The organism is Allokutzneria albata, from assembly GCF_900103775.1.
GTDB lineage: Bacteria > Actinomycetota > Actinomycetes > Mycobacteriales > Pseudonocardiaceae > Allokutzneria > Allokutzneria albata.
The window spans coordinates 6,130,157-6,156,476 of the sequence record NZ_LT629701.1; the positions used below are offsets into that span (position 1 = coordinate 6,130,157).

Annotated in this window: 25 protein-coding genes; 12 read left to right on the forward strand and 13 right to left on the reverse strand. The window is 70.2% G+C overall.

Translation table 11 applies throughout. The features are described from left to right. Positions 1-2: 2 nt before the first annotated feature. Positions 3-527, reverse strand: a complete 525-nt coding sequence (locus tag BLT28_RS27890) for an SgcJ/EcaC family oxidoreductase (RefSeq protein ID WP_030429845.1) — start codon at positions 525-527, stop codon at positions 3-5. Positions 528-806: 279 nt separating this feature from the next. Between BLT28_RS27890 and BLT28_RS27895 the strand changes: the two genes are divergently transcribed. Both BLT28_RS27895 and BLT28_RS27900 read left to right on the forward strand, forming a co-directional pair. Next, positions 807-1,190: a MarR family winged helix-turn-helix transcriptional regulator gene (locus BLT28_RS27895; protein ID WP_081900345.1), complete on the forward strand. Its 384-nt coding sequence runs from the start codon at positions 807-809 to the stop codon at positions 1,188-1,190. A gap of 147 nt (positions 1,191-1,337) precedes the next feature. Continuing rightward, positions 1,338-3,392: a PhoX family protein gene (locus BLT28_RS27900; protein ID WP_231950461.1), complete on the forward strand. Its 2,055-nt coding sequence runs from the start codon at positions 1,338-1,340 to the stop codon at positions 3,390-3,392. 59 nt (positions 3,393-3,451) lie between these two features. Here the strand turns inward: BLT28_RS27900 and BLT28_RS27905 are convergent, their stop codons facing one another. Next, positions 3,452-3,817, reverse strand: coding sequence for a hypothetical protein (locus tag BLT28_RS27905; protein WP_030429842.1), 366 nt, complete (start codon positions 3,815-3,817; stop codon positions 3,452-3,454). A gap of 138 nt (positions 3,818-3,955) precedes the next feature. Here BLT28_RS27905 and BLT28_RS27910 point away from each other — a divergent pair, with 138 nt between their 5' ends. Continuing rightward, complete coding sequence (locus tag BLT28_RS27910; protein ID WP_030429841.1) at positions 3,956-4,348, forward strand: aromatic acid exporter family protein; 393 nt, start codon at positions 3,956-3,958, stop codon at positions 4,346-4,348. On the opposite strand, the gene BLT28_RS27915 is transcribed toward BLT28_RS27910, so the two are convergent. Beyond that, entirely contained in the window at positions 4,345-5,643 is a 1,299-nt protein-coding gene (locus BLT28_RS27915) for an MFS transporter (protein ID WP_030429840.1), read from the reverse strand. The two genes, BLT28_RS27910 and BLT28_RS27915, sit on opposite strands and share 4 nt — an antisense overlap. An 85-nt stretch (positions 5,644-5,728) precedes the next feature. Here BLT28_RS27915 and BLT28_RS27920 point away from each other — a divergent pair, with 85 nt between their 5' ends. After that, a complete protein-coding gene (locus tag BLT28_RS27920; protein ID WP_030429839.1) occupies positions 5,729-6,415 on the forward strand; it encodes an SDR family oxidoreductase in 687 nt (228 codons plus the stop codon). 77 nt (positions 6,416-6,492) lie between these two features. Here the strand turns inward: BLT28_RS27920 and BLT28_RS27925 are convergent, their stop codons facing one another. The 6 genes from BLT28_RS27925 to BLT28_RS27950 all read right to left on the reverse strand — a co-directional run bounded on the left by BLT28_RS27925 (position 6,493) and on the right by BLT28_RS27950 (position 13,778). Continuing rightward, positions 6,493-7,824 carry an amidohydrolase family protein gene (locus BLT28_RS27925; RefSeq protein ID WP_030429838.1) on the reverse strand — a complete coding sequence of 444 codons (1,332 nt, stop codon included), beginning with the start codon at positions 7,822-7,824 and terminating at the stop codon, positions 6,493-6,495. A gap of 27 nt (positions 7,825-7,851) precedes the next feature. Then, on the reverse strand, positions 7,852-9,072 hold the full coding sequence (locus BLT28_RS27930) for a VanZ family protein (protein ID WP_083383790.1): 1,221 nt from the start codon (positions 9,070-9,072) through the stop codon (positions 7,852-7,854). Between the two features lie 91 nt (positions 9,073-9,163). After that, positions 9,164-10,336, reverse strand: a complete 1,173-nt coding sequence (locus BLT28_RS27935) for a nitric oxide synthase oxygenase (protein WP_063766522.1) — start codon at positions 10,334-10,336, stop codon at positions 9,164-9,166. A gap of 165 nt (positions 10,337-10,501) precedes the next feature. Beyond that, complete coding sequence (gene trmB / locus BLT28_RS27940) at positions 10,502-11,236, reverse strand: tRNA (guanosine(46)-N7)-methyltransferase TrmB (RefSeq protein WP_081900072.1); 735 nt, start codon at positions 11,234-11,236, stop codon at positions 10,502-10,504. Positions 11,237-11,266: 30 nt separating this feature from the next. Continuing rightward, positions 11,267-13,141 (reverse strand): Hsp70 family protein, encoded by a 1,875-nt coding sequence (locus BLT28_RS27945; RefSeq protein WP_162184800.1) that lies wholly within the window; start codon positions 13,139-13,141, stop codon positions 11,267-11,269. A gap of 22 nt (positions 13,142-13,163) precedes the next feature. Beyond that, the gene (locus tag BLT28_RS27950) at positions 13,164-13,778 is read right to left on the reverse strand and encodes a hypothetical protein (RefSeq protein WP_081900074.1); all 615 of its coding nucleotides are present in this window, start codon (positions 13,776-13,778) and stop codon (positions 13,164-13,166) included. Positions 13,779-14,169: 391 nt separating this feature from the next. Here BLT28_RS27950 and BLT28_RS27955 point away from each other — a divergent pair, with 391 nt between their 5' ends. From BLT28_RS27955 to BLT28_RS27965, 3 genes are all read left to right on the forward strand, one after another. Then, positions 14,170-14,619: a universal stress protein gene (locus BLT28_RS27955; protein ID WP_030427802.1), complete on the forward strand. Its 450-nt coding sequence runs from the start codon at positions 14,170-14,172 to the stop codon at positions 14,617-14,619. Positions 14,620-14,808: 189 nt separating this feature from the next. Then, positions 14,809-15,243, forward strand: a complete 435-nt coding sequence (locus tag BLT28_RS27960; RefSeq protein ID WP_030427803.1) for a PPOX class F420-dependent oxidoreductase — start codon at positions 14,809-14,811, stop codon at positions 15,241-15,243. 34 nt (positions 15,244-15,277) lie between these two features. After that, positions 15,278-15,853, forward strand: coding sequence for a TetR/AcrR family transcriptional regulator (locus BLT28_RS27965; protein WP_030427804.1), 576 nt, complete (start codon positions 15,278-15,280; stop codon positions 15,851-15,853). A 1-nt stretch (position 15,854) separates the two neighbouring features. Here the strand turns inward: BLT28_RS27965 and BLT28_RS27970 are convergent, their stop codons facing one another. Then, positions 15,855-16,514: a response regulator gene (locus BLT28_RS27970; protein WP_030427805.1), complete on the reverse strand. Its 660-nt coding sequence runs from the start codon at positions 16,512-16,514 to the stop codon at positions 15,855-15,857. Between the two features lie 84 nt (positions 16,515-16,598). Further along, entirely contained in the window at positions 16,599-17,807 is a 1,209-nt protein-coding gene (locus tag BLT28_RS27975; protein ID WP_231950462.1) for a sensor histidine kinase, read from the reverse strand. 177 nt (positions 17,808-17,984) lie between these two features. Between BLT28_RS27975 and BLT28_RS27980 the strand changes: the two genes are divergently transcribed. The 3 genes from BLT28_RS27980 to BLT28_RS27990 are packed head-to-tail and all read left to right on the forward strand — an operon-like array spanning position 17,985 to position 21,792. Further along, positions 17,985-19,541 (forward strand): dynamin family protein, encoded by a 1,557-nt coding sequence (locus BLT28_RS27980; RefSeq protein ID WP_030427807.1) that lies wholly within the window; start codon positions 17,985-17,987, stop codon positions 19,539-19,541. Between the two features lie 5 nt (positions 19,542-19,546). Further along, positions 19,547-19,948: a nucleotide exchange factor GrpE gene (locus BLT28_RS27985; RefSeq protein ID WP_030427808.1), complete on the forward strand. Its 402-nt coding sequence runs from the start codon at positions 19,547-19,549 to the stop codon at positions 19,946-19,948. After that, positions 19,945-21,792, forward strand: a complete 1,848-nt coding sequence (locus BLT28_RS27990) for a dynamin family protein (RefSeq protein ID WP_052406967.1) — start codon at positions 19,945-19,947, stop codon at positions 21,790-21,792. Before BLT28_RS27985 ends, BLT28_RS27990 begins: the two co-directional genes overlap by 4 nt. Here BLT28_RS27990 and BLT28_RS27995 read toward each other — a convergent pair. Further along, the gene (locus BLT28_RS27995) at positions 21,789-22,274 is read right to left on the reverse strand and encodes a GNAT family N-acetyltransferase (protein WP_081900076.1); all 486 of its coding nucleotides are present in this window, start codon (positions 22,272-22,274) and stop codon (positions 21,789-21,791) included. The two genes, BLT28_RS27990 and BLT28_RS27995, sit on opposite strands and share 4 nt — an antisense overlap. 116 nt (positions 22,275-22,390) lie before the next feature. On the opposite strand from BLT28_RS27995, the gene BLT28_RS28000 reads away from it, so the two are divergent. Continuing rightward, positions 22,391-23,164, forward strand: a complete 774-nt coding sequence (locus BLT28_RS28000) for a DUF6802 family protein (protein ID WP_052406968.1) — start codon at positions 22,391-22,393, stop codon at positions 23,162-23,164. Positions 23,165-23,534: 370 nt separating this feature from the next. After that, positions 23,535-25,346 carry a phosphoenolpyruvate carboxykinase (GTP) gene (locus tag BLT28_RS28005; protein ID WP_030427812.1) on the forward strand — a complete coding sequence of 604 codons (1,812 nt, stop codon included), beginning with the start codon at positions 23,535-23,537 and terminating at the stop codon, positions 25,344-25,346. Positions 25,347-25,419: 73 nt separating this feature from the next. Here the strand turns inward: BLT28_RS28005 and BLT28_RS28010 are convergent, their stop codons facing one another. Next, positions 25,420-26,190, reverse strand: a complete 771-nt coding sequence (locus BLT28_RS28010; protein ID WP_030427813.1) for a deoxyribonuclease IV — start codon at positions 26,188-26,190, stop codon at positions 25,420-25,422. Between the last annotated feature and the right edge of the window lie 130 nt (positions 26,191-26,320).

Genomic DNA, 26,320 nt, shown 5'->3' on the forward strand with positions numbered 1-26,320 from the left:
GATCAGCCCTGGGGCATCTTCGAGGAGTGGTGGTTGATGATCACCCAGTGGCCGTGGCGCTTCTCGTAGACGAAGGTGTAGCGCGCGTCGGTGTGGGTGCCGTCGCCGAAGGTGAAGCGGTAGACGCCCGCGTCAACGGCGGAGTGGTCGCTCTGGACGTTGACGTGCGTTTCCAGGATCTGCCCGGTCGGCTTCTTCGCCATGAACTCGACGAAGTAGTCCTTGATCCCCTCGTGGGTGGTCCGCACCTTGTTGGACAGCGTCGGCAACAGCACGGCGTCGTGGGCGTAGTGCCGCACGACCCTGTTCACGTCCCCGCTGACGAGGTCGTGGTTCCAGCTGTCGAACTGCGCGCGGATTTCCCGCGGGGTGGGCAGTAACCGGGCCTCGGCGGTGCTCGCCCCGGCTTCCGCGGGAGTCGACGGGCTGGAGAAAGCACTGGCACCGGTGCCGGCGACAAGGGTGACGGCGGTCAGGGCGACGGCACCGGCGGCGAGGCGGAAACGCCCGAATTGTCCACTACGCACAGTAAGTACCTTTCACTCTAAAGGAGTACTGGCACGTACTGTCCGCTTCTTCCCCCGCTTCCGAGAGGGGCACAGCAAGACCCTGATGACACGGGTGGATAACTGCACGTAAGGGCTACTGAAAGGGGATCTCAAACGCCCATAAAACGCCTGAACCAGACACATCCGACGTGACTCAGATTACTTAGAGTCCCTAAGATAACTGGTTAGGATGCCGAAGTGAGTCCGACGACAGAACTGGCCAGGGCGCTGCGTCCGCTGATGTTCCGGCTCTACGCGATGGTGCGCAGGCAGACCCCGCAGAAGCGGCTGACGCTGAGCCAGAGTTCGGCGCTGGAGGTGCTTTCCCGGCGCCCGCACCGGATGGGCGAGCTGGCCGAACGGGTGGACGTCCAACTGCCGTCGATGACCGAGCTTGTCGGCAGGCTGGAACGGATGGGGCTGGTCGAACGCGAGCGCGATCCGGAGGACGGCCGGGTCATGATGGTCTACATCACCCCAGCCGGGCAGCGGTTGACCGACGAGGTGGTCGCCGCCCGCGAGGAGTTCCTGGCCAAGCGGCTGGCCGCGCTCAGCGACGCGGACCGGGCCGCCATCACCGCCGCGCTGCCCGCCCTCTACCGGCTCGTGGTCCGACCACCGCACGACCTGGACCGACGGTAACGATTCGACCACTTACGGCCAGTTGGTGAAGAGTTCACTTGGAGGCCTTTCATCGAACGCTCATCCGGCTTAACGTCACCGCGTTCCCCAGCTGACGATTTGGAGGTCCGCGTGTCGGTAGAACGCGACGGCCGGCGAATGCTCCCCATGCTGCTCCCCCACCTGGGCAGCCGGGCAGCGGTGACCTGTGAGTACCGCTGCAACAACCAGTGCGCTCACGACGCGCCGAATGTCTCCGAGAACGAGTACTTCGCCGACGTGGTCCGCCGCGCGCTGTCCCGCAGAGGCGCGCTGAAGGCCGGTGCCGCGCTCGCGCTGACCACGGCGGGCACTGCGGCGCTCGCCGGCTCCGCGGCCGCCGCGCCCGGCATCGACGCCGACGTGGACGTCGACGTGGAGATCGGCCGCGGCCGCCGCGTCGCCGGACTGGACTTCAAGCCCGTGCAGCCGAACGAGCTGGACGCGGTCGTCGTGCCCGAGGGCTACGAGCAGCAGGTCCTGATCCGCTGGGGCGACCCGGTCATCCCCGGCGCCCCGAAGTGGGACATCGACAAGCAGTCGCCGGAGGCCCAGGCCAAGCAGTGGGGCTTCAACAACGACTACTGCGCCCTGGTGCCCATCCCCGGCGAGAACGACCGCTGGTTCATGGTCAGCAGCCACGAGTACACCAGCGAGCAGTACATGTTCCGCGGCTGGGACCCGAACAACCCCACCGAGCTGCAGACCAGGACCGCCTGGGAGGCGCACGGGCACTCGGTCGTCGTCGTCGAGCGCAACCGCCGCACCAACCGGCTGGAGGTCAAGCTCGACCCGAAGTACAACCGCCGGATCACCATGACCACGGCGTTCGAGGTGCGCGGCCCGGCAGCGGGCTCGAAGTACCTCAAGACCCCCGCCGACCCGACCGGTCGCAAGGTCTTCGGCACCATGAACAACTGCTCCGGCGGCCTCACCCCGTGGGGGACGATCCTCTCCGGTGAGGAGAACATCCACGGCTACTTCGGCAACGCCGACAAGGTGACCGACCCGAAGACGCTGGAGCAGATGAAGCGCTACGGGATCACCAGCAAGGTCACCACCCGCAAGTGGGAGCGCTTCGACTCGCGGTTCGACCTGACCAAGCAGGTCAACGAGCCGAACCGGTTCGGTTGGATCGTGGAGATCGACCCGTTCGAACCGGACCAGCCGCCGATCAAGCGCACCGCGCTCGGCCGGTTCAAGCACGAGGGCGCCAACGTCATCGTCAACCGCGACGGCCGCGTCGTCGCGTACATGGGCGACGACGAGCGCTTCGAGTACATGTACAAGTTCGTCTCGGACGGCAAGTTCAAGCAGGGCCACAGCAAACGGGCCCGCGCGCACAACAAGACGCTGCTGGACACCGGCACCCTCTACGTCGCGAGGTTCACCGGCAACAGCCCGGCCGCCGAGATCGACGGCTCCGGCAAGCTGCCGACGGACGGCAAGTTCGACGGCCGCGGCGAGTGGATCCCGTTGGCGCACAACGACAAGTCCTTCGTGCCGGGGATGAGCGCCGAAGAGGTCTACGTCTTCGCGCGGATCGCGGCGGACAAGGTCGGCGCCACCAAGATGGACCGCCCCGAGGACGTCGAGCCGAGCCTGAAGACCGGCCGCATCTACGCCGCGCTGACCAACAACAGCGAGCGCGGTCCGGCGGGCAAGGAAGGCGCCACCGAGGTCAACCCGAGGCACAGCAACAAGAACGGCCAGGTGCTGGAGATCGAGGAGGACCGCCGCGACAACACCGCGACGCGCTTCTCCTGGAACCTGCTGCTGGTCTGCGGTGACCCGAAGGCGGCCGACACCTACTACGGCGGCTTCGACAAGTCCAAGGTCAGCCCGATCTCCTGTCCGGACAACGTCGCGTTCGACCCGTACGGCAACCTCTGGGTCTCCACCGACGGCAACGCGCTGGACAAGAACGACGGCCTGTTCGCGCTGCCCCTGGAGGGCAAGGAGCGCGGCCACGTCAAGCAGTTCTTGACGGTGCCGATCGGCGCGGAGTGCTGCGGCCCGATCATCACCGAACGGCACGTGCTCGTCTCGGTCCAGCACCCGGGTGAGCTGGACGGCGCGAACGTCGAGAAGCCGGCGTCGCACTGGCCGGACGGCGGTTCCAGCCAGCCGCGCCCGTCCGTCGTCGCCGTGTTCAAGAAGGACGGCGGCCGCATCGGTCGCTGACCGCGCGCACACGAAGGGGCACCCTCCACTGTGGAGGGTGCCCCTTCGTGTTCCCCGCCTCAGACCTCCACGCAGGTGCGGTCGATCATGCGACCGTTCGTCCATCCCTCACCGCAGATCTCGGCGCCCCAGTAGCGACTCTGGCCCACGTTCCAGAACTTCTTGCTGCTGTTCTTCTCCCACTGGTCAAAGCCACCTCCCACCGCGGCAGAGACGCCACGGAGGTCCACTCGACCGCCGTCCCGCGTGGACACCGTCATGTCCTCGATGCGAGGCCAATATCCTTGCTCGTAGCGGATTTTGGCAGCCATGCAGATCTTCGGGCCGCAGTTTCCCTTGATCTTGTCGTCCGCCATCGCGGAAGGCGTGACGAGTGTGGTCAGCGCGGCGGCCGCGATGACGGCGGCGCCAATTCGTGTGAACATCGAATTCCCTCAACGAGTACGTGTCTGTCCTCTCTGAATAGACGACAGCGATCGAGCGCCTCAATCATTTCGCGGATCTTGGCAATGTCCGCACACCATCGGGGACCGGTCCCGGCGGGACTCCGTAGCTTTCCGAGCGTGGAGAACACGCAGAACGAACCCCGACCGGACCCGCCCGCGAGCGTCACCGCGGCCGTCTGCTCGTGGACGGTGCTGGGCGGGTTGATGGTCGTCCTCGGCTTCCTCCAACTCCCGGTGTTCATCTGGACGATCGCGTTGAGCGCGGTCGCCCTGGCCGTGGTGCTGGGCGCCGTGAAGCTGCGCGCGGGCTTTCGCGGCCCCCGGTACGGGCTCAGCCTCGTCGCGGTGGCGATGGCGCTCACCGCCATGAGCTCGTTCACCTATCCCGACCGCGATCCCGTCAACGCGGCGCTGGTGCTGCTGGTCGCAGTGGGCGGCGCCGTCGCGACAGTGCTGCTGTGGCTGCCCGCGACCAACCGCTACCTCCGGGACGTGCGCCGCTCGCGCTAGGTCTGCCGCCGTTTCAGCACGAGCACGACCACCGCGGAGAGCACCATGGCCCCGCCGACCACCCACATGCCCGCGCGCTGCGTCCCGGTGAGGTCGGCGAGCGCGCCGGTGATGTACGGGGCCGCGAACCCGGAGAGGTTGCCGAGCGAGTTGATCAACCCGATCGCGCCCGCCGCGGCCACTCCTGACAGGAACGTCGTCGGCAGCGCCCAGAACGTGGGCATCGCCGAGCACACCCCGACCGCGCAGACCGTCACCGCGACCATCGCCGCCACCGGGTTGCCGAGGTAGAGCGCGACCGGGATGGCCAGCCCGCCCACCAGCGCGGGCAGCGCCACGTGCCAGGTCCGCTCGCCGGTCCGGTCGCCGTGCTTGGCCCAGAACACCATCACCACGGCAGCCACCGCGTAGGGAACGCTGTTGATCAGACCGCGCTCGATCACGCCGTAGGTCGTGCCGAACTGCTGCTCGAAGCCCGCGATGATCGTCGGCAGGAAGAAGCTCAGCGCGTACAGGCCGTAGACGATGCCGCCGTAGACCACGGCGAGCGCGAGGATGCGCGGGCTGGTCAGCGCCTTCCGCAGCGTCCAGCCGCCGTGCTTGTCCTGGGTCTGCTTCTCCTCCTCGGCCAGCGTCGAGGTCAGCCAGTCCCGCTCCTGCTCGGTCAGCCACTTCGCGTTCGCGGGCCGGTCGGTGAGGTAGTACCAGGTCACCACCGCGAGCAGCAGCGCGGGCAGGCCCTCGGCGAGGAACATGAACCGCCAGCCGGTGAGCCCGAAGATCCCGTCGCCGTAGCTGATCAGCAGGCTGGACACGGTGGCACCGATGGCGCTGGAGATCGGGACCGCCGCCATGAACAACGCGACCACCCTGGCCCGCTCCGAGGCGGGGAACCAGTAGGTGAGGTAGAGGATGATGCCGGGGAAGAAGCCCGCCTCGGCGACGCCGAGCAGGAACCGCAGCACCAGCAGCGTGGTCTCGTTCGGGATGAAGGCCATCACGGTGGCGATCACGCCCCAGCTGGCCATGATCCGGGCGATCCACCTGCGCGCGCCGAACCTGTGCAACGCCAGGTTGCTCGGCACCTCCAGCAGCAGGTAGCCGATGAAGAACACCCCGGACGCCAGCCCGAACGCGGTGGCGGTGAGCCCGAGTTCCTTGGTCATCCCGTTCGGCCCGGCGAACCCGATGTTCACCCGGTCCAGGTAGTTGATGAAGTAGAGCAGCCCGAGGTAGGGCACCAGCCGCAGCGCGACCTTGCGCATCACCCGGGACCGGAGAACGTCGGTGTCCATCGCGACATCCCAGGTCAGCGGCGCCGATCCGTCAAGGCCACCCGGTGTGAAGCGGCCTGGCCCGCCCAGCGCCTAGGGTCGGGGCATGGACTCACGACCTGTTGCGTTGGTGACCGGGGCGACCAAGGGGATCGGCCGCTCCGTCGCCGAACTGCTGGCGCCCAGCCACCACCTGCTGCTCGGCGGACGTGACCTGGAGTCGCTGCACAAGTTCGCCCGCTCGCTGCCCGACGCGCGGCCGTGGCCGGTGGAGCTGACCGACTCGGCGGCGCTCGCCGCGGCCACCTCCGGTATCTCCCGGCTGGACGTGCTGGTGCACAGCGCGGGCGTGTCCCCCCTGGGCACGGTCGCGGAGACGAACGTGACCACCTGGCGCAGGACCATGGAGGTCAACGTCGTCGCGGTGGCGGAGCTGACCCGGCTGGTGCTGCCCGCCCTCCGCGCCGCGCAGGGCCACGTGATCCTGATCAACTCCGGCGCCGGCCTGCGCGTCAACCCGGGCTGGACCGCTTACGCGGCAAGCAAGTTCGCCCTGCGCGCGTTCGCCGACGGTCTGCGCGGGGAGGAGCCCGCCCTGCGCGTGACCTCCGTCCACCCCGGCCGCACCGCCACCGACATGCAGCGCGGGGTCCGCGAGGCCGAGGGCGGCGCCTACGAACCCGAGAAGTACCTCCAGCCGCAGTCCGTCGCCGGCGCGGTCTTCATGGCGATCACCGCGCCCCGCGACGCCCACCTCACCGAACTCGTGGTCCGCCCCGACAGCCGCCTCTGACCCCAGCCCTTTGCACTGAATGAGTCACTCGGTGCGTTCAAGTACCCGAATGACTCATTCGGTGCGTCGGCGCGGCCTCAGCTCGCGATGCGTTCGGCGATGCGACGGACCTCGGCCTGAGCCTTGGCGCGGTCGACGCGGGTCGGCTCGCGGTCGCCGATCACGTGCTGGCCCGCGACCCACACGTCGGTGACCTGGCTCGCCGCGGCGGACCAGACGAGGTTGGACAGCAGCTGCACGTCCGGGGCGTCGGTGCCGCGCGGGAACGCCGGGCTGTCCACGTCCACGTGCACCACGTCGGCCCAGCGCCCGGGCTCCAGGGCGCCGATGTCGTCGCGGCCCACGGCGGCGGCGCCGTCGCGGGTGGCCAGCAGCAGGGCGCGCGGCGCGGTCAGCGCGGCGGCGTCGCCCCGGTCGAGGCGGGCGAGCAGCGCCGCGAGCCGGACCTCGTCCCACACGTCGAGGTCGTCGTTGCTCGCCGGACCGTCGGTGCCGAGGCCGACGCGGACGTTGCCGCCCAACAGGTCCAGCAGCCGCGCGGTGCCCGAGGCCAGCTTCGCGTTGGAGTTCGGGCAGTGCGCGACCGCGATGTCGTACCGCTGGAAGATCTCGATGTCGGAGTCGGACAGATGCACCGAGTGCGCCGCGAGCACCCGGCCGCCGAGCGCGCCGATCTTCTCCAGCAGCCGGGGGACCGAGCCGTGCTCCTCGCGCTGCTTCGCGTCCTCCGCAAGGGTTTCGGCCACGTGGATGTGCATCAGCGCGCCGCGGTCGCGAGCCATCCGCGAGATCTCGGCGATGGCCTCCGGCGGCAGCGTGTACGCGGAGTGCGGGCCGTAGCCCAGCTCGATCCGGTCGCCCGGGCCGAAGCGCAGCCCGTCGGTGTCGATCCACCGCGTGGTGTGCTCGGCGAGCTGCTGCCAGGTGCCCAGCCGCTCCAGGCCGGGCGCGGACAGGATGCCCGGTGTGAGCACCACCCGACCGCCGGTGTCGAGCACCGCCTGGGCCATGTGCTCGCCGTGGAAGAACATCTCCACGCTCGTGGTCACGCCGGCGCGCAGCATCTCCACCGAGCCGAGCAGCATGCCGTCGTAGGAGTCGCGGTCGATCATCTTGGCCTCGGACGGCCAGATCGCCTCGGTCAGCCAGCGCATCAGCGGCAGGTCCCCGCCGAGACCGCGCAGCGGCATCATCGGCGTGTGCGCGTGGGTGTTCACCAGGCCCGGCACCAGGATCCCGGTCAGCTCGCGCAGCTGCGCACCCGCGGGCAGCTCCGGCGCGTCCTCCGAAGGTCCACAGTGGACGATGCGACCGTCGGCGTCGATGTCGACGACGGCGTCCCGCAGCACCGAGCAGGCGGGGTCACAGGGCAGGACGACGGGGGCCTTCAGGCGCAGCGATACCAACATGAACGGATACTGCCAGGTGCCCCCCGGCTACTCCGCCTTCGGCCCCTCTCCCGGGTGCGCCAGGGTCAGCTCGTCGATGGCCTCCTCGATCTCGACCTGCGTCGTCGGATCGGGGCGCGGGTTGTCCAGCACGCAGCGCAGCCCGGCGATCTGGTCGTGCCAGGCCCGCTGGTCGCGCCGGAACACCGGCGTGAGCAGGAAGAAGACGAACCCGGCCGTCCCGGCGAGCGCCACGCTGAGCACCAGCTCGTTGCGGGTGAGCCCGTAGGTCTGCGCGACGTCGAACCGGTCGAGCACTTCGAGCACGGTCGGCCCGAACGCCAGCACCACCGCGATCAGCACCACGAGCATGCCGAACGGGCCGAACACCTCGCGCACGATCAGCGCACCGAGCTTGGGCGGAGTGCCGTCGACCTTGCGCACCTTGAACTTCAGCAGCCTGCCCGCGGGCGTGTAGCCCTCGGTCACCAGCGGCCACACCAGCCTGATCACCGCGAAGATCAACAGCATCGCCCAGAACGACCGCGGCGCCGAGCCGCCCAGGCCGATCCGCGCGAAGGCGAGCGCGAAGCCGAAGAGGACCATGTCCAGCCCGTAGGCGACGATCTGCCTCGGCAGCCCGACCGCGTCGAGCTGGGCGCGGACTTCCCTGGCGGGCAACACCTTCGGCACGATCACCGCGGCCGGGGCGATCAGTCCGCCGAGGGTGGCGCCGAGCGTGTTGGCCATCAGGTCGTCGACGTCGAAGAGCCGGTACGGGCAGGGGTAGATGCCCAGGTTGCCGGTGACCTGGATGATCTCCACGGTCAGCGAGGCGAGGAACCCGGCCAGCACCACCCAGCGCAGCTTGAGCCCGTACGCCTTGCGCAGCAACACACCCAGCGGCAGGAACAGCGCCACGTTGAACACGAACGACAGCATCGACTTGCTGGTGATCGCCGAGCCGAAACCGCTCAGGTGCCGCTTGGTCATCTCCGCCTGGATGTCGGCGATGAACTGGAACGGGACCCACTGCGTCGACTGCGTCCCCGCCCTGCACACGCTCGCGATCGGCGGGAACGGCATGAACACCAGCGCGAGCACGACCAGCCCGTAGAGCAGCGCCGCGTAGAGCACGAACGAGCGGCGCGGCTCGACCCTGCCGAACCGGAAGTAGTGGAACGCGACGACCGGGATCAGCAGGGCGACACCCGCGACCAGGAAGTACAGCAACCCGGTCTGGATGTTCTGCAGGTACAGGGGGGACACGGCTGCATATTCTGGGGGCCGCCGGGCCGACCTTCATCATCCGGATGGCTGGCGCGCCCCCGCTTTTCGGCCAGGAATCACCCTGTCAGGGTCAGGAACCACCCAGCCGCTGCCGCAGCAGCGCCGCGAGCCTGCTGCCGTGCTGCGGCTCGGTCGCCTCCATCGACCCCGTGGGGAACCGCTCCGGCGTGCCCTGCCTGGCCCGCTGCGCGGTGTCCGGGTCGACCCGGAAGGCGGGCCGGTTGCCCCGCGTCCGCTGCCGGTTGCGCAGCCACGCCAGCCGGTGCTGGGCCTCGGCGTGGTGGTCGGTGATGGTCATGCCCTCGCTGTCGAAGGAGTGCAGGACCGCGCGGTTGAGCTCGACCACCGCCCGGTCCCGCCACAGCGTCCGCTCGCTGGAGGTGTCCAGCCCGAGCCGGTCGGCCACCTCGCGCGCCACCCCGTAGCCACCCTCGTCGGCCAGGCTCCTGGTGCCGATCTCGGCGCCGACGAACCAGCTGTTGAAGGGGGCGGCCGGGTAGTCGACTCCGCCGATGTTCAGCCGCATGTTGGCGATCACCGGGACGGCGTGCCAGCGCAGCCCCAGCTCACCGAACCAGGGCAGCTCCGGGTGGGTCAGCAGCACCTCGCGCACCACCTCGGCGGGCACCGAGAAGCAGTGCGGCCCCTCGTCGTAGGTCTCCACCACCAGGGGCAGCGGGTCGAAGCGCCCGCGGGGCTCCGGTGGCCGCCAGCCCATCCGCATGACCGCCTCGGTGAACTCGGCGTAGCGCGGGTCGCCGACGACGCGCCCGGACTCGTCCCGGTAGCCCGCGTAGCGGACCAGCTGCTCGTTCCAGATGCACGGGCCGGGCCGGTCCGGGGTGTCCGGCGCGAAGACGGTGATCAAGGGGTGCACCTTGCCGCTGGCGCTGGCCAGCCGGAGGTGTTCGAAGCACCCTGACGCGACCGCCGCTGTCTTGCGCACCCCGCGCAGATCCCTGACCTTCAGCCGACGCCACGGCAGGCCGCTGGTGCACCAGCCGCTGTCGCGCAGCGCCACCCGCGCGCCGTAGGCCAGCTCGGCGGGTGTGTGCCGGTATGTGCCGGTCTTCTCGATCTCCGTGCGAACCTGTGTCAGCCGCTTCCCCAGCGGACCCGCGTCGGAGTGCGAGTCGTGGAACATGCGGAGGAACTCTTCGGCGGCGGCGAGGTCGGTGATCCGCCCGGACGGGTTCCGCGAACCCGTCGAGAGGGTGATCAGCTCGTCACGGAGTGCGGTCACGGGCGGGAACCGTACTCGGAAACACCGGTGACTCGTCACTACCAGATGGGGCAAAGTCCCAGGTCAAGGCTTCCCACTCGATCGTGGCCAGCGCAACGCAGCGTGCGCATTCGGCATGATCAACTGAAGTCTTGACTACCCGTCAGAGTGATATGCGATGGCACTTCACGCCCCTTCCGGGACAGCGTTCCGGGGAACGGTGACACGTTCGAACATCAGGTCCCGCGCGATCCGCCCCTCGACCCGCGCCCGCTGCTCGAACTTGGTCACCGGCCGGAAGTCCGGTCGCGGCGCCCAGCCGTCGTGCAGGTTGCGCAGCGCCGGCTCGGCCGAGCACACCTCCAGCATCTGCTCGGCGTAGTGCTGCCAGTCGGTGGCCATGTGGAACACACCGCCCGGCGCGAGCCGGGAGGCGACGAGCGCGACGAAGTCCGGCTGCACGATGCGCCGCTTGTGGTGCTTCTTCTTCGGCCACGGATCGGGGAAGAACAGCCTGACCCCGTGCAGGGAGGCGGGCGCGACGTGGTCGTGCAGCAGCCGGACCGCGTCACCGCGCAGCAGCCGCAGGTTCTTCAGGCCGTACTCCTCGGCCCGCAGCAGCAGCTGGGACAGGCCGGGCTTGTAGACCTCGACCGCGACGTAGTTGAGCTCGGGGGCGCCCCGCGCGAGCAGCGAGGTGGCCTCGCCCATCCCGGAGCCGATCTCCAGCAGCACCGGGGCGCCGCGGCCGAACCAGGAGTCGAAGTCCAGCGGTCCCTCGGGCAGCTCGGCGACGTGCTTGCCGAGGTCGGACCAGTACTGGTTCCACGCCCGGTCCTGCCCGGCCGTCTGCCGCTCGCCGCGCTGGACATAACTCACGATCGTCCGCCAGTGCGACGGCCGCTGCTCGCTGGAGGTCACGCCACGATGCTGTCATTTCCCCTGCGCAGCTCAGACGCCGGGTTTGACCTGCGTCTCCCAGAACCGGTGCACGACCTCGACGGGCACCCCGGCACCTTCCTGCGATTCGACGACGCCGCACAGCTTCCCGCCGGAGTCCTGGTAGATGGTCGTGGACGCCTGCACGGCCGCCACGGTGTAGTCGTGCCAGGTCCCGGAACGCCCGCCCCCGGACCACTGGCCCTGGCCGCCCGCCTGGGCCGCGATCGCGAAGCTGCCGGCGAAGGTCGCGCACGAGCCCGCGGTGTCGGTGGCGAAGAAGCTCGCGGTCAGCGGCTGGCCCTGCCCCTCCACCTTGTACTCGCACTGCACCTGGGTGCGCGCCCTGAGCACCAGGTCGACGGCGGGGGAGGAGTACTTCTTGCAGCTCTGGGCGCGGTCGACCGCCTTGCCCGCGAACGCCCGCAGTTCGGCGTCGCTGCCGAAGGGCGCGTTCTTGTCCCCGCCCGGGGCGACCTCCGACGAGGACGAGGGCGGAGCCGGGGGAATCGGGGCGCCGGGCGTGCTGGAGCCCGCCACACCGCTCGGCAGGTTGCCCCGGCTGCCGTTGACGATCATCAGCACGGCCACGACGGCGAGGGCGCCGAGGCCGAGCACGCCCATCCCGATGCCGATCAGCTTGCCGCGGTTGCGCCGCGGGATCGTGGACTGGCCGGGCGGGGGCATGCTCATGCTCATCGCCGGGACCGGGGCCGGCGGGGTGAGCGGATGGGCCGGCGGCAGCGGCTGCGCCTGGTGCCCCTGGTAGCCGGGGTGCCCCGGCTGGTGCGGGTAGCGCTCCTGCGGGTCGGTCGCGTCCTGCATCGGCGGGATGGACAGCGCGCCGACGACGACCGTGCTCTCCGGCGACTCCACCGCCACCGGCAGCACGCCGAGCCGTTCGCTGATCACCTGCGCCACCAAGGGCATCCGCGTTCCGCCGCCGACCAGGTAGATCCCCGCGAAGCGGGAGCGGTCGAGGCCGGAGGAGGCGATGGTGCCGCTGAGCATCGACACGGTGCGCTCGATCCCCGGCCGCACCAGTGCCTCCAGCTCGGCGCGGGTGACGTGCGCGTCCGGCAGCGGATCGGGCAGCGGGATGTCGGTCTGCGGGTAACGCGACAGCGCCTCCTTGCCCGCCCGGATGTCGTCGGCGAGGGTGCGCGCCGCCCTGCGGGCCGCCGCGGTGCCCGGCCGCCGAATTTCTGTCCACAGTGGATGGTCGCGGTCCGCCACCGCGCGCACGTGCTCGGCAAGCGCCTGGTCGAAGTCGGTCCCGCCGACGTCGGAGAGCCCAGCCTCGGCGAGCACCTGCCAGTCGTTCTCACCGACCCGTTGCACCACGGCGGTGTCGGTGGTGCCACCGCCGAGGTCGTAGACCACCAGCGCCTGCCCCGGCTGGACGACCGCCCCGTTCTCGGCGAAGTGCGCCGCCGCGGCGACCGGCTCGGCCAGCAGCTGCACCGGAACCGACCAGCCCGCCGCCCGCGCGGCAGCGCGCAGCGTGTTGCAGCGGATCAGCCGCCAGTCCGCGGGATGGGTCAGCACGACCCGGTCCGGTTCCCCGCCGAGTTGCCTGCGCGCCTCGTCGGCCACCCGGCGCAGCACCGCGGCGATCAGCTCGACGACGGGGATCACCCGGTCGCCGAGCAGCACCTCGACGTCGTCGATGCGGCGCTTCGGGTTCGGCTCGTAGCGACTCGGGTCCAGCCGGGCCTGCCGCTCGGCGTCGCGGCCCACCACCAGCGCGCCGTCCGGGGCCAGCCAGACCGCGGACGGCAGCACCGGCCAGCCGTCGACCGAGAGCAGCCGTGGCGGCAGGCCGGGCGCGGTCCGCACCGCGGCGACCGTGTTGGACGTGCCGAAGTCGACCGAGAGCTCGCGCACGCGCACGACCGTACCGGGCGGCCTACCAGCTCTCGAACTCCGAGATCCGCGCACGCAGGTCGAACGGGCCCGCGAGCGCGACCGGCTCGACGCTGTCGTTGGCGCACGGCTGGGCCGGCAGCACGTCCACCCACCCGCGGTGCCGGTCGGTGAGCCGCACCGTGATCGGTTGGTAGACGCCGCTGTCGGAGGGCTCGTACTCCCAGTAGCCGTCCTCGCCCTCGTTCACCCAGGGAACGTAGGCCCAGCCCGGGCGGGCGGAGAGCAGCTCGTGCACCCCGTCCTCCAGCGTGAACCCGGCCTCGCGGTGCAGCAGGTCGCCGCGGTGCACCGCCCGCAGCCACCACGGGGCGGGGGCGTCCGGGGACACCGCGACCACCTCGCGGTAGAGAGTGAGCACCTGGCGCTCGGGAGCGCGGTGGATCCACGCCCGGCGGCTGTCGGCCGGGCTGCGGGAGAGTTCCGCCGCCCCGCTGCGGGACAGCGACATGGACCACTCCAGGCTCAGCACCGAGGAGACCCGCATACCGGAAAGACCGGACGGCGGCTGTCTGCCGATCACCATGCGGCGCTGCTCCGGCAGGGCGGTGCGTGCGGTGCGGACTGCGTCGTGCGCGTTCAGAAGCGGTTCGGTCATGGATGCACCGGTTCTTCTGCGTGACCTCGACGCGGCACCGTTGCCGGCCGTCGTGGTGCCGCTCTCGTGGGTGGCCCGGTGCGGATCGGGCACCGGGTCGGCGCAATCCGCGACTGCGTGACAACCCGTCGCTGACGATCGCGCTGTGTTCTCGAAACTACCGTGCGGCGATCACTTTCGCCTTCGCTCATCCGGCGTATCCGGACCGGCAAACACCGCTCCGCCATAGCGCCGGCCGAGCTGTTTGTGCAGCTCAGCTCCATAAGAATCCGGTCTCGAAGCAATGTCACGAGCTTGTGCGGTCCTTCACGAGGTCTTGACGCGATCTACACGTTCAGCGCAACCCGCGTGTGGTCTCGACAACACTTCGGGTCTGGTCTTTTCTTGGTCGATGGGAACTCGCACGGTGGAACTACCGGAGATCATCGGTGGCGTCGTGGTCGGAGTCGACGGGCTGAAGTCCGCCCGTGCACTGCGCACGGCCATCGAGGAAGCCAACCGACGGGACTGCGCGCTGCACGTGGTCCGCGAGTGGTCGCTGCGCACCGCGCCGCGCCCACCCGACTGCCCTCCGGGGGCGGTGCCCGCCATCGAGGAGTACGAGCAGTGGCTCGCCAAGGTCACGGACAAGCTCGCGCGGGAGCAGCTCGGGGAGAACCAGAACCTGGAGATCAACGTGCACGTGGTGCACATGCGCTCGCCGGAGGCGCTGATCGCGCTGTCGGAGAAGGCGGAACTGCTGGTGGTCAGCCACAGCGGCGGACGCTCGCCCGGCCCGATCGCCGACCAGTGCGTGCGCTGCGCGAAGTGCCCCGTGCTGGTGGTGCGGCCCGATCCGTGACGGCGCCGCCGGCCGAGGGCCGGGCCGGCCCCCGAAGGCAGCCCGGACCTCGGCAGCGGTGTGCCCGCCGAACGGCCCACCGCGTGCGTCAGGCTCCACCATCGCGGCTGTTCGTGCCCAGCGCGTCCGCCTGGGGTCTGGCATTTGCCTCAGCTCGAAGGAGTACGGCATTCGCCCTAGGCTCGGCGGATGGGATACACGAAGCCGGATGAGGGCTGGTGGAAGGAGTTCGTCGGTGCGCTGCCCGCGCGGACCGGCAAGCTCGCCGTGGTGCGCAAGGACGGCTCCCCGCACGTCGTGCCGGTGTGGGTCGACGTGGACGGGGACGAGCTGGTCTTCATGACCGGCAAGGACACCGTGAAGGGCAAGGCGATCATCAGGGACGGCCGGATCGCGATCTGCTTCGACGACGAGCGGCCGCCGTTCGACTTCGTCACGGTCTTCGGCACGGCGAGCGTGAGCGAGGACCCGGACACCATGCTGCACTGGGGAACGCGCATCGCCGCGCGGTACATGGGCGAGGACCTCGCCGCGCAGTACGGCAAGCGCAACGCGGTGCCCGGCGAACTCCTCGTCCGGGTGCGCGTCGACAAGGTCATCGGCGCCCGCAACGTCGCCGACTGACCACGCGATGAGTGAATGGTGATTCAATAACTTCGTGCCCCGACCACGGACGATCACCGACGAGCAGCTGCTGGACGCCACCGGACGGACCATCAAGCGGAGGGGACCGGCCTTCACGCTGGCCGACGTGGCCAAGGAGGCGGGCGTCTCGGTCGGCACCTTCGCCCAGCGGTTCGGTTCCAAGCACGGCCTGCTGCTGGCGCTGTTCACGCCCGGCACCGAGCAGGCCGTGCGGGCGGTGCGCGCCGCGGCCGCGAAGCACACCGACCCCGTCGAAGCGCTCCGCGCCGGGGCGGTCGCCGCGTTCGCCGACCTCGACGACCCGGAGACCGCGGCCAACGACCTGGCCCAGCTCGCGTCGGACCTCGCCGACCCCGCGCTGCGGGTCGCGCTGGACAAGCACTTCAGCACCGTTCAGGCGGAGCTGGCCGCGCTCGCCGCCGCCGCGGGACTGCCGGGCGCACCGGAACCGGAGAGCGCGGGGCGCATCCTCCACGCGCTGGGCAACGGCACCGCCATCCAGTGGTCGGTGCAGCCGAGCGGCAAGCTGATCTCCTTGCTGCGCAAGGACATCAGCGCGGTGATCGACGCGTGGGCCTACGCGGCGTAGATCAGGCGTCGCCGGGCCGCACGAGCCCGGTCTCGTAGGCGAGCACCACGGCCTGCACGCGGTCCCGCAGGTCCAGCTTCGACAGGATGCGGCCGACGTGGGTCTTCACCGTGGCCTCGGACAGGAACAGCGTCTTGGCGATCTCCGCGTTGGACATGCCCTTGGCCACCAGGACCAGGACCTCGCGCTCCCGCTCGGTCAGCACCTCCAGCACGGCGGCGTCGCGCAGCTGGCCCGACTCCGGCGAACCGAGGAAGCGTTCGAGCAGGCGGCGGGTGACGCTGGGGGAGACCACCGCGTCCCCGCTGGCCACCGCGCGCAGCGCGGAGACGAGGTCGGCGGGCGGGGTGTCCTTGAGCAGGAAGCCGCTCGCACCGTTGCGCAGCGCGGCGAGCACGTACTCGTCCAGGTCGAAGGTGGTCATCACGAGCACCTTCGAGCTGCCGTCCCCGGTGATCCGCTTCGTCGCCTCGACCCCGTCGAGCAGGGGCATCCGGACATCCATCAGCACCACGTCGGGCTGGAGCTTCGCGGCCAGCCGCACGGCGGCGTCGCCGTCACCCGCCTCGCCGATGACCTCCAGGTCCTCCTGCGCGTCGAGCACCATGCGGAAACCCATCCGCATGAGCTCTTGGTCGTCCACCAGCATCACGCGAATCACGAAGGCGAGCTTAGAACGCCGCGCCCCCTCGTGGCAGTCGGAGCGAGTAGGAGTTTGAGTAGGACAATTCCGGCAGGGCGCGGATCAGCGCACCGGGTTCGGTCCGGTTGGCCGAACGCTGAGCGGCAGCAGCGCGTTGACCTGCCAGCCGCCGCCCGGGCGCGGGCCCGCGTCCAGCGTCCCGCCGTAGACGGCGGCGCGCTCGCGCATGCCGATCAGCCCGTTGCCGCCGGTGACCAGGTCGCCGGGGGTGCCGAAACCGTCGTCGAGCACCTGCACGGTCACCGAGTCCTCGCGCCGGTCCACCCGCACCGTGGCCATGGCCCCCGGCCCGGCGTGCTTGAGGATGTTGGTCAGCGCCTCCTGGACGATCCGGTAGATGCCGAGGCCGACGCCACTCGGCAGCTCGTCCAGGTTCCCGGTGAGCTCCAGCTCGATCGGCAGCCCGACCGAGCGCACCTTGTCCACCAGCTCGGTCAGCTGCCCGGCGTTGGGCTGGGGCACCATCTCCGGGTTCTCGTCCTCGGCCCGCAGCACGCCCAGCAGCCTGCGCAGCTCGTTCAGCGCCTGCCTGCCGGTGCTGGCGATGGTGCGCAGCGAGCGCTCGGCGACCGCGGGCTGCTCCTTGATCACGAAGCTGGCGCCGTCGGCCTGCACGATGATCACGCTCACCGCGTGCGCGACCACGTCGTGCAGCTCGCGCGCGATCCGGGTGCGCTCCTGGGCCACGGCGATCTTGGTCTGCTGGTCGCGCTCCAGCTCCAGCATGCGCAGCCGCTGCTCCACCTCGGCGTGGTAGGCCCGCCTGGCCGCGACGAACTCCCCGAGCAGCCAGCAGAACGCGGGCAGCGCGACCGACCAGAAGACGTTGATCAGCAGCCATTCGATCGCGGTCTCGTTGTCCGGGTTCTCGTAGTAGGCGCGGCTGATCAGCAGCGCGCTCTGGGCCAGGGAGAACAGCAGGTACGCAACGGCCACCCGGCGGTTGCCGAGGAGCACGAGCGTGTAGAGCGCGATGAAGATGCCGAACTCGGCCACGCGCGGCAGCGAGAGGTCGTCGGGGTGGGTGAAGATCCGCAGCAGCGCGCCGAAGGCGATGATCGATGCGGCGAACACCGGCTGGCGGCGGCGGATGATCAGCGGGCAGAGCAGCAGGGCGCCCACCGAGTAGTAGTTCTCCGGGGGCACGTTGAACATCCCCCAGGACAGGACGTCCAGCAGGATGAGGAACGCGACCATGATCGTGTCGCCCACCAGGGGGTGGGTACGCAACCACAGACTGAGCCGCCGCACGCTGGTGAGGTTAGGTAGTTGAATACGGCGCTGCGTCCGCCCGAGGTCTGACATTTGCGCCGCCCGCGCCCACCTCGGGCGATTCACAGCTCGCCGTGACCTTCTAGTGATTCGCCCGGAGTTCACCGGGTCGGCGATCATGGCACGATGCAGTTCGCTCGTAGTGGGGGTGAACTGGTGACCGGGAGCGAGCCGCACTGGCCAGGACCGCTGTCCGCGGCCGTGGCCAACCTCTGCCAGCGGTTGCAGCCGCAGGTCGGACCGCGCACCGCGGCCGGGTTCCGCGAGGTGCTGCGCAGGCTGAACGCGCCACTGCAGGTCGCGGTGGCCGGACGGATCAAGTCGGGTAAGTCGACGCTGGTCAACGCCCTGATCGGGCGCCGGGTCGCGCCGACCGACGTGGGCGAGTGCACCCGGCTGGTGACCCGGTTCCAGTACGGGACGGTCGACCGCGTCGAGGTGGTCTTCACCGACGGCCGCAAGCAGGTGCTGCCCTTCGACAGCGGCGGCACCATCCCGTCCGAGCTGGGCGTGGACATCAGCACGGTCTCGCACCTGGAGGCCTACCTCACCAACGCCGTGCTGCGCGACCTCACCGTGATCGACACACCGGGACTCGGCTCGCTGGACGCCGCGTCGGTGGCCCGCACCGAACAGCTGCTGGGCGCGGCGGCCGAGGCCGAGCCGGAGGCCGCCGAGAGCTCCGACGACCTGGACCCGGTCTCGCGCAACGCCGTCGCGGGCGCCGAGGCCGTGCTCTACGTGGTGACCCAGGGCGTGCGGGCCGACGACCAGCAGGCGCTGGCCGCCTTCACCGCGGCGACCGCGAGCCGGGAGGCCGGGCCGGTCAACGCGATCGCCGTGCTGAACAAGGCGGACACGATCGTCGCCGACTCCGTCGACGGGTCCGGGGGCGACGTCTGGAAGGCGGCGACGCTGCTCGCGGAGAAGCAGGCGCAGAGCCTCAAACCGCGGGTCGCCGACGTGCTGCCGGTGATCGGCCTGCTCGCCGAGACGGCCGAGACCGGCGGGTTCACCTCGGCCGACGCCGACGCGCTGCGCCAGCTCGCCGCGCTGGACGAGGCCAGCAGGATGACCATGCTGATGTCGGCCGACCTGTTCGTCGCGTGGGACTGCCCCGTCTCCCCGTCCGTGCGCACCCGGCTGCTGGAGCACCTCGACCTGCACGGGATCGCGGTCGCGCTGCACGCCATCGACGCGGAGCCGGCGATCACCGCGGGAGCGCTGCGCCGCACACTGCTGGACTCCTCCGGGCTGGCGGCCGTGCGCGGGCGGCTCGACGCGGTGTTCCGCGCCCGGTCGGACGGGATCAAGGCCGCCGCCGCGCTCGCGTCGGTGACCGCGCTCGCGCAGGCCAGCGGGGACGCGGGCGAACGGCAACGCGTGCACGACGCGATCGAAGTGCTGCTGGCCAAGCCCGAGGCGCACCAGCTGCGACTGCTGGAGGCGCTCACCCTGGTCGCCTCCGGCGCCGTCGACATGCCGGTGGACCTGACCGAGGAGGTCATCAGGGTCGGCAGCGGCGGCGGGGTGGACGCCCAGCTGGGGCTGCGGGGACGACCGAGGCACGAGCTGGAGGCCTACGCGCTGGAGCGGGCGGGCTGGTGGCGCTCGTTCGCGTCCTTCGGCGCCACACCGGGGCAGAGCCGGGTGGCGCACGTGGTGCACCGCGCGTACTTCCTGCTGTGGCAGCAGGTCCGCGAGGGAGGCTGAGAAGTATGTCCGGTCCGGAAGGAACCGAAAGCGGTACCGGCTCGTCAGAGACCGACATGGGGTCTGTGGTGAACCCGGACAACGCCGTTCTCGACACCGCCGAGGACGTCGAGCGCCGCAAGCTGGTCCAGCTCTGTCTCTACGCACTCGACCGCGCGCGCAGCGCGGGCGTCGCGGACCGGATCGAGGAGGGACTGGCCGAGGTCGGCGTGGTCGCGGTCAGACCCGACGGCGAACGGTTCGACCCGGCGCACCACGAGGCGGGCGGCACCCTGCCGACCGACGACCCGAACCTCGACGGCCTCGTCGCCGAGACCGAGGTCGTCGGCTTCACCGACAACGGCCGGTGGCTGCGGCCGCCGATCGTCACCGTCTACACCAGGCGAAGCGGAGCCAGCGAAGCGTGAGCACGACCGGTGTGCCCCTGCCCAAGCTCGTCGGGCAGACCCTGGAACGAGTCATCGACCTGCTCCGCGAGTCCGACCCGGACGCCGCGGACTGGGTTCGCTCCACCCGCGAGGCCGCGCAGGAGGTCCCCTCCGTCGTGGTCGTCGGCGAGACCAACCGCGGGAAGAGCTCGCTGGTCAACGCGCTGCTGGCGATGCGCAGCGTGTCCCCGGTGGACGCCGACGTGGCGACCGCGACCTACCTGGTGATCAAGCAGGGGCCCGAGTGGGCCGGACGCGCGTGCTACGCGGGCCAGGTCCCGCCGGTGGAGTTCCCCATCGACGAACTGCACCACTGGGTCTCCGCGCAGGCGGAACTGCCCGAGGGCCAGCTCCCGCCGCGCTACGTGGAGATCGAGGCGCCGATCCCGGTGCTCCGCTTCATGTCCATTGTGGACACTCCGGGGGTCGGCGGACTGGACTCGATGCACGGCGAACTGGCCGCCGAGGCCGCCGCGAACGCGACCGCCCTGCTCTTCGTCGTCGACTCCTCCGCACCGCTGACCGCGGGTGAGCTCCGCTTCCTGCAGGAGGTCGGCGAGCGCGTCGAGACCGTCCTGTTCGCGCTCACCAAGACCGACCAGCACCGCGGCTGGCGCCAGGTGCTCGAAGCCAACCGCCAGCTGCTGCTCGAACACGCGCCCCGCTTCGCCGACACCGACTTCTACCCCGTGTCCTCGCGGCTGTTCGAGTTCGCGGGCAACGCGCCCAACGAGCAGGCCGCGACCATGCTGCGCGAGCAGTCGGGGATCGCCACCCTGCAGAGCGCGCTCCAGCGCGTCGTCGTCGGCAGCGCCGCGATGCTCGGCGAGGCCAACGCGCTGCGGGCCTCGGTCACCGCGCTCGCCGCGGCGCAGGCGAAGCTGCAGGCCGAACAACGCGCGCTGAGCACGGGCGAGGACGAGGCGGACACGCTGCGGGCCCGCCGCGACGAGCTGAACACCGAGCGCCGGTCGTCCACCCGCGGCTGGCAGCTGAAGCTGCGCGGTGACATCCAGCGCACCAGGGTCGAGTGCGGCCACGAGGTCAGCAGGCAGATGCGCGACGTCTCGTCGTGGTTCCGCCGCCAGACCGACGTCGCCGACCGCGAGGCGCTGGCCAACCTGCCCGCCCAGGTCGACGCGGCGCTGCAAATGGTCTCGGGCCGGATCAGCCTGATGCTCAGCCAGCGGCTGGACCGCGTGGCGACCACGGCGCTCAGCGAGCTGTTCTCACCGGAGGAGCTGGCTGTCATCCGCTCCCAGTTCGCCCGCGCCGGTCAGCCGCCGGTGGTGCTGCGCCCGCCGGAGCGCCGTCCGCCGACCGCCGAGGACAAGCTGCTGGTGTTCATGGGCGTCTCCGGCGGTCTCGGCCTCGGCCGGGCCGTGGCGATGATGCCGCTCGCCGGGGTCGGCGTCGCGCTCAGCAGCGCCATCGTGCTGCCCGCGACCATCGCGATCGGCCTCGGCGCGGGCTGGTGGATGGCCCGCACCCGCAAGCACGCCGCGGACAAGCAGTACTTCAAGCAGTGGATCACCGAAGCGATCGCCGACGGGCGGTCCACCATGGACCAGCTGGTCTCCGAACAGCTCATCGAGGCCGAGCAGCAGCTCACCCTCGCGCTGGACGACGCCCTGCTCAAGCGGGTCAACGCGATCGACGAGGAGCTGCGCGAGGTGGACAAGGCGCTGCGTCTGGACGCCGCCGAGCGCGGGCGCCAGCTGCAGACGGTCAACCGCCGCCTCTCCGACACCACCGGGGCGCTGCAGCGGTGCGAGCAGCTGCTCGGGCTGATCCGCCAGCACCACCGGCAGCAGATGCCTTAGACGGCAACGAAACCGAGCCGCTCGTACAACCGGCGGGCGGCTCGGTTGTGCTCGGTGACGGCCAGGTTCAGCGAGGTGTGCCCGAGCTCGCCGAGCGCCGCCATCACCGCGTTGACCAACCGGCTGCCCAGTCCCGTGCCGGCGTGCTCCGGCGCGGTGAAGAGGTAGGCGAGCAGCGGCCCGTCCTTCCACCACGTCACCAGCGCACCGGCCACGAGACGGCCCTCGTGCGCGGCGACGTAGGAGGCGTCGAGGATGGGCGGCCCGTAGGTCCCGTCGAAGACCCGCCCCATCTCCTGTGCCGCCTCCTGCGGGGTGCTCCCGACGTCACCGTCGTCCGGGGTGCCCCGGTAGGCGCGCAGCGCGAGGTCGCCGAGCTCCGGGACGTCCTCGGGGCGCGGGTGGCGCAACGCCGGGTCGATGGGCTGCGTCGGGCGCGGGAGCACCACGTGCAACCTGCTGCGTCCGGGCTCTGCGGGCATCCTGGAACACTCCCATCAGGGTGAGCGGAAGGTCCCGCGCTTTTCGTGGGAACCGAGGCGGCCTACCTTGAGTCTCATCCGCAGTCAACACGCGAGCTTGGATGGGGGGATTCCCGGTGTACATCGAGGAGACCGGTGGGACCGACGGCGACATCAAGGTCAGCGTCGACGGCGACGAGTACACCGCCGAAGCCACCAGCGACCTGAACAACGACGGCATCGAGGACACGGCGATGGTGTCCACCGATGACGGCTACCTCAGCTTCACCGACACCGACAACGACGGCCGCGCCGACCTGATGCGCACCCTGAACGAGAAGGGCGACGTCGTCGGCAGCGCCAAGTTCGACGGCGCGACCGGCGAGTGGGTCTCCGACCAGAAGGGCGGCGGCCGCCTGCCCGACGAGCGGCAGGGCCTCTACGGCGCGGGCTCGGGCATGGTCGTGCACGGACCGGACGGTGACCACCGGGTCGAGGGCCAGCTCGTGGACACCAACAACGACGGCAAGGGCGACACCGTCACGGTGACCGACGCCCAGGGCAACTCCGTGATCTACGCCGACACCGACGCCGACGGCGACGCCGAGCTCTCCACCACGATCACCAAGGACGGCCAGGTGATCGTGAAGGAGAACACCAAGGGCGGCGACTGGGTCGTGGTCGACCAGGAGAAGCTCGGCGCGGTCGGCGACGGCGAGGTGCAGACGGCGACCACCGCCGAGGAGGCCGAGTCCTCCGACAGCGGCTGGGGCCTGAACGAGGAGGCCGAGCCGGTCGAGCGGCCGTCGGAGAACAAGACCATCAAGGTGGACCCGAAGAGCGGGCAGTGGATCGGCGACACCGGGCTCCCGCCGAACGCGCCCTCCCCGCAGGAGCCGCGCTGGAAGTAGTGGTCCTCGCGACACCGCCCCGCCGTCCCGATCAGGGAGGGCGGGGCTTTTTGTTGGCAGGCGCAACGAGAAGTGCCTTTCGGTGCGGATCACACGTGACCAACATCGCCCCCCAATGTGACCGAGCACATTTGACCGTCACCCGTTTACCGGCGCCCATTCGGGGCTGAATCGATTCCCTGATCGGTTATGTGAGGGAAGCGACAACAGGCATGGGGCTTGCCGTTGGTGGGTACCGCTAGCCTCACAGGCATCCCTTTTTCTTCCACGTCCCTCCTCGGGGCGTGGCGCAGCTTTTTCTCAATTCGCCCGGCTACCCCGGCCCCGGCGTTGAAGTGACGGGCACCCGCCCAGCTAGGAGACGAGCGCGATGACCGCACTGGCTGTTCCCGGTCTCGACCAGGCCCCGACCAACCACCCGCGCCTGCTGTCCTGGGTGCGGGAAGTCGCCGAGCTCACCACGCCCGAGCGGGTCGTCTGGTGCGACGGTTCGGACGAGGAATGGCAGCGCATGACCGAGCAGCTGGTCCGCGCGGGCACCTTCGTGCCGCTGAAGCAGAAGCCGAACTCCTTCTGGTGCGCGTCGGACCCGTCGGACGTGGCCAGGGTCGAGGAGCGCACGTTCATCTGCTCGGTGGACGAGGCCGACTCGGGTCCGACGAACAACTGGATGCCGCCCGCCGAGATGAAGTCGATCATGACTGAGCTCTACCGGGGCTGCATGCGCGGTCGCACCATGTACGTCATCCCGTTCTGCATGGGCCCGCTGACCGCGGAGAAGCCGATGCTGGGCGTGGAGATCACCGACTCCGAGTACGTCGTGGTGTCGATGAAGATCATGACCAGGATGGGCAGCAAGGCGCTCGCCCGCTTCGGCGAGGACGCGGACTTCGTGCCCTGCCTGCACTCCATCGGCGCCCCGCTGGAGCCGGGCCAGCAGGACGTGCCGTGGCCGTGCAACGACACCAAGTACATCAGCCACTTCCCCGAGGAGCGGATGATCTGGAGCTTCGGCTCCGGCTACGGCGGCAACGCCCTGCTCGGCAAGAAGTGCTACTCGCTGCGCATCGCCTCGGCGATCGGCCGCAACGAGGGCTGGATGGCCGAGCACATGCTGGTGCTCAAACTGACCTCGCCGGAGAACAAGGTCCACTACGTCGCCGCCGCGTTCCCGTCGGCCTGCGGCAAGACCAACCTGGCGATGCTGGAGCCGACCATCCCGGGCTGGAAGGTCGAGACCCTGGGCGATGACATCGCCTGGATGCGCTTCGGCGAGGACGGCCGCCTGTACGCGGTGAACCCGGAGAACGGCTTCTTCGGCGTCGCGCCCGGCACCGACTGGAAGACCAACCCCAACGCGATGCGCACCATCGCCAAGGGCAACAGCCTGTTCACCAACGTCGCGCTGACCGACGACGGCGACATCTGGTGGGAGGGCATGGGCGAGCCGCCCGCGCACCTGACCACCTGGAAGAAGAAGGACTGGAAGCCGGGCGACGAGGAGCTGACCTCGCACCCGAACTCCCGCTACTGCACCCCGATCGACCAGTGCCCGATCACCGCCCCGGAGTGGGAGGACCCGAAGGGCGTGCCGATCTCGGCGATCCTCTTCGGCGGGCGCCGCAAGACGACGATCCCGCTGGTCACCGAGTCGCGCGACTGGCAGCACGGCGTGTTCATGGGCGCCACCCTGTCCAGTGAGACCACCGCGGCCGCCACCGGTCAGGTCGGCGTCGTGCGCCGCGACCCGATGGCCATGCTGCCGTTCATCGGCTACCACGCCGGTGACTACTTCCAGCACTGGATCGACATGGGCAAGCGCGCCGACGCGGCGAAGATGCCCAAGGTCTTCTACGTGAACTGGTTCCGCCGTGACGCCGACGGCGGCTTCCTGTGGCCCGGGTTCGGCGAGAACTCGCGCGTGCTGAAGTGGGTCATCGAGCGCATCGAGGGCAAGGCCGCGGCGAACGAGACCGCGATCGGCCACGTGCCCACCGCCGAGGCGCTGGACCTGTCCGGCCTGGACGTGGACCCGGCGGACGTGGACAAGGCCCTCGCGGTGGACGCCGACGAGTGGCGCGCGGAGATCCCGCTGATCGAGGAGTGGTTCGACAAGATCGGCGACAAGGTGCCGAGCCTGCTCCGCGACGAACTGGCCGCGCTGAAGCAGCGATTGGGCTAGACCAATTCGAAGAAAGGCCCCGAATCCGCTCGTCCGGGTTCGGGGCCTTTCTTTGTGCTTTGTGCTTTTCGCCTCAGCGCTTCACGTTCGCCCGGAGGAATTCGATGTCCGCCGCCTGGCCGTCGCCCGGGGTCTCCAACACGATCGGCGCTCCCGCCGCGTCGCAGACGGCGACGAGCAGTTCCGGCTCGATCGTTCCGGAACCGATGTTGGCGTGCCGGTCCCGTGCCGAGTTGAAAGCGTCCCGCGAGTTGTTCAGGTGCACCAGGTCGATTCGCCCGGTAATGCCCTTCACCCGCTCGACGATCCCCGGCAGTTCCTCGCCCGCCGCGAAGGCGTGGCAGGTGTCCAGGCAGAAGCCCGCGCCGAACTCGCCGACCGCGTCCCACAGCCGCGCCAGCATGTCGAAGCGGCGGGCCATGGCGTTGTCGCCGCCCGCGGTGTTCTCGATCAGGATCGGCACCGCGAAGCCGCCCGCCTCGGCCTGGCGCTCGAAGAGCTTGCGCCAGTTGGCGAGCCCGGCCTCCGGGTCCTCGCCCTTGGTCACGTGGCCGCCGTGCACCACGAGCCCGGAGGCGCCGATCGCGGCCGCCGCCTTGGCCTGCTGCGCCACGGACTTGCGGGACGGGATCCGGATGCGGTTGTTCAGCGACGCCACGTTGATGACGTACGGCGAGTGCACGAAGACCTCGACATCGGCCTCCCGGAGCTGTTCGCCCTGCGGGTGCGGGACCGGAGCGGCCCAGCTCTGCGGGTCGGACAGGAAGAACTGGACGACCTCTGCACCGAGCCGCTGTGCGGTGGACAACGGGTCCTCGGCGCCGACATGGGCCCCAATGCGCATGAACACGAGGGTAGTAGGCCGAACGGGTACTCCGGCCCGTGCCCGGGTAACAAGGCCGCAGCCGGGAAGATCTCCCCAGTGACGGCGTCACCTTCGCCGTCCTCCGTCGTTGGACTTGGTGACGTTACCG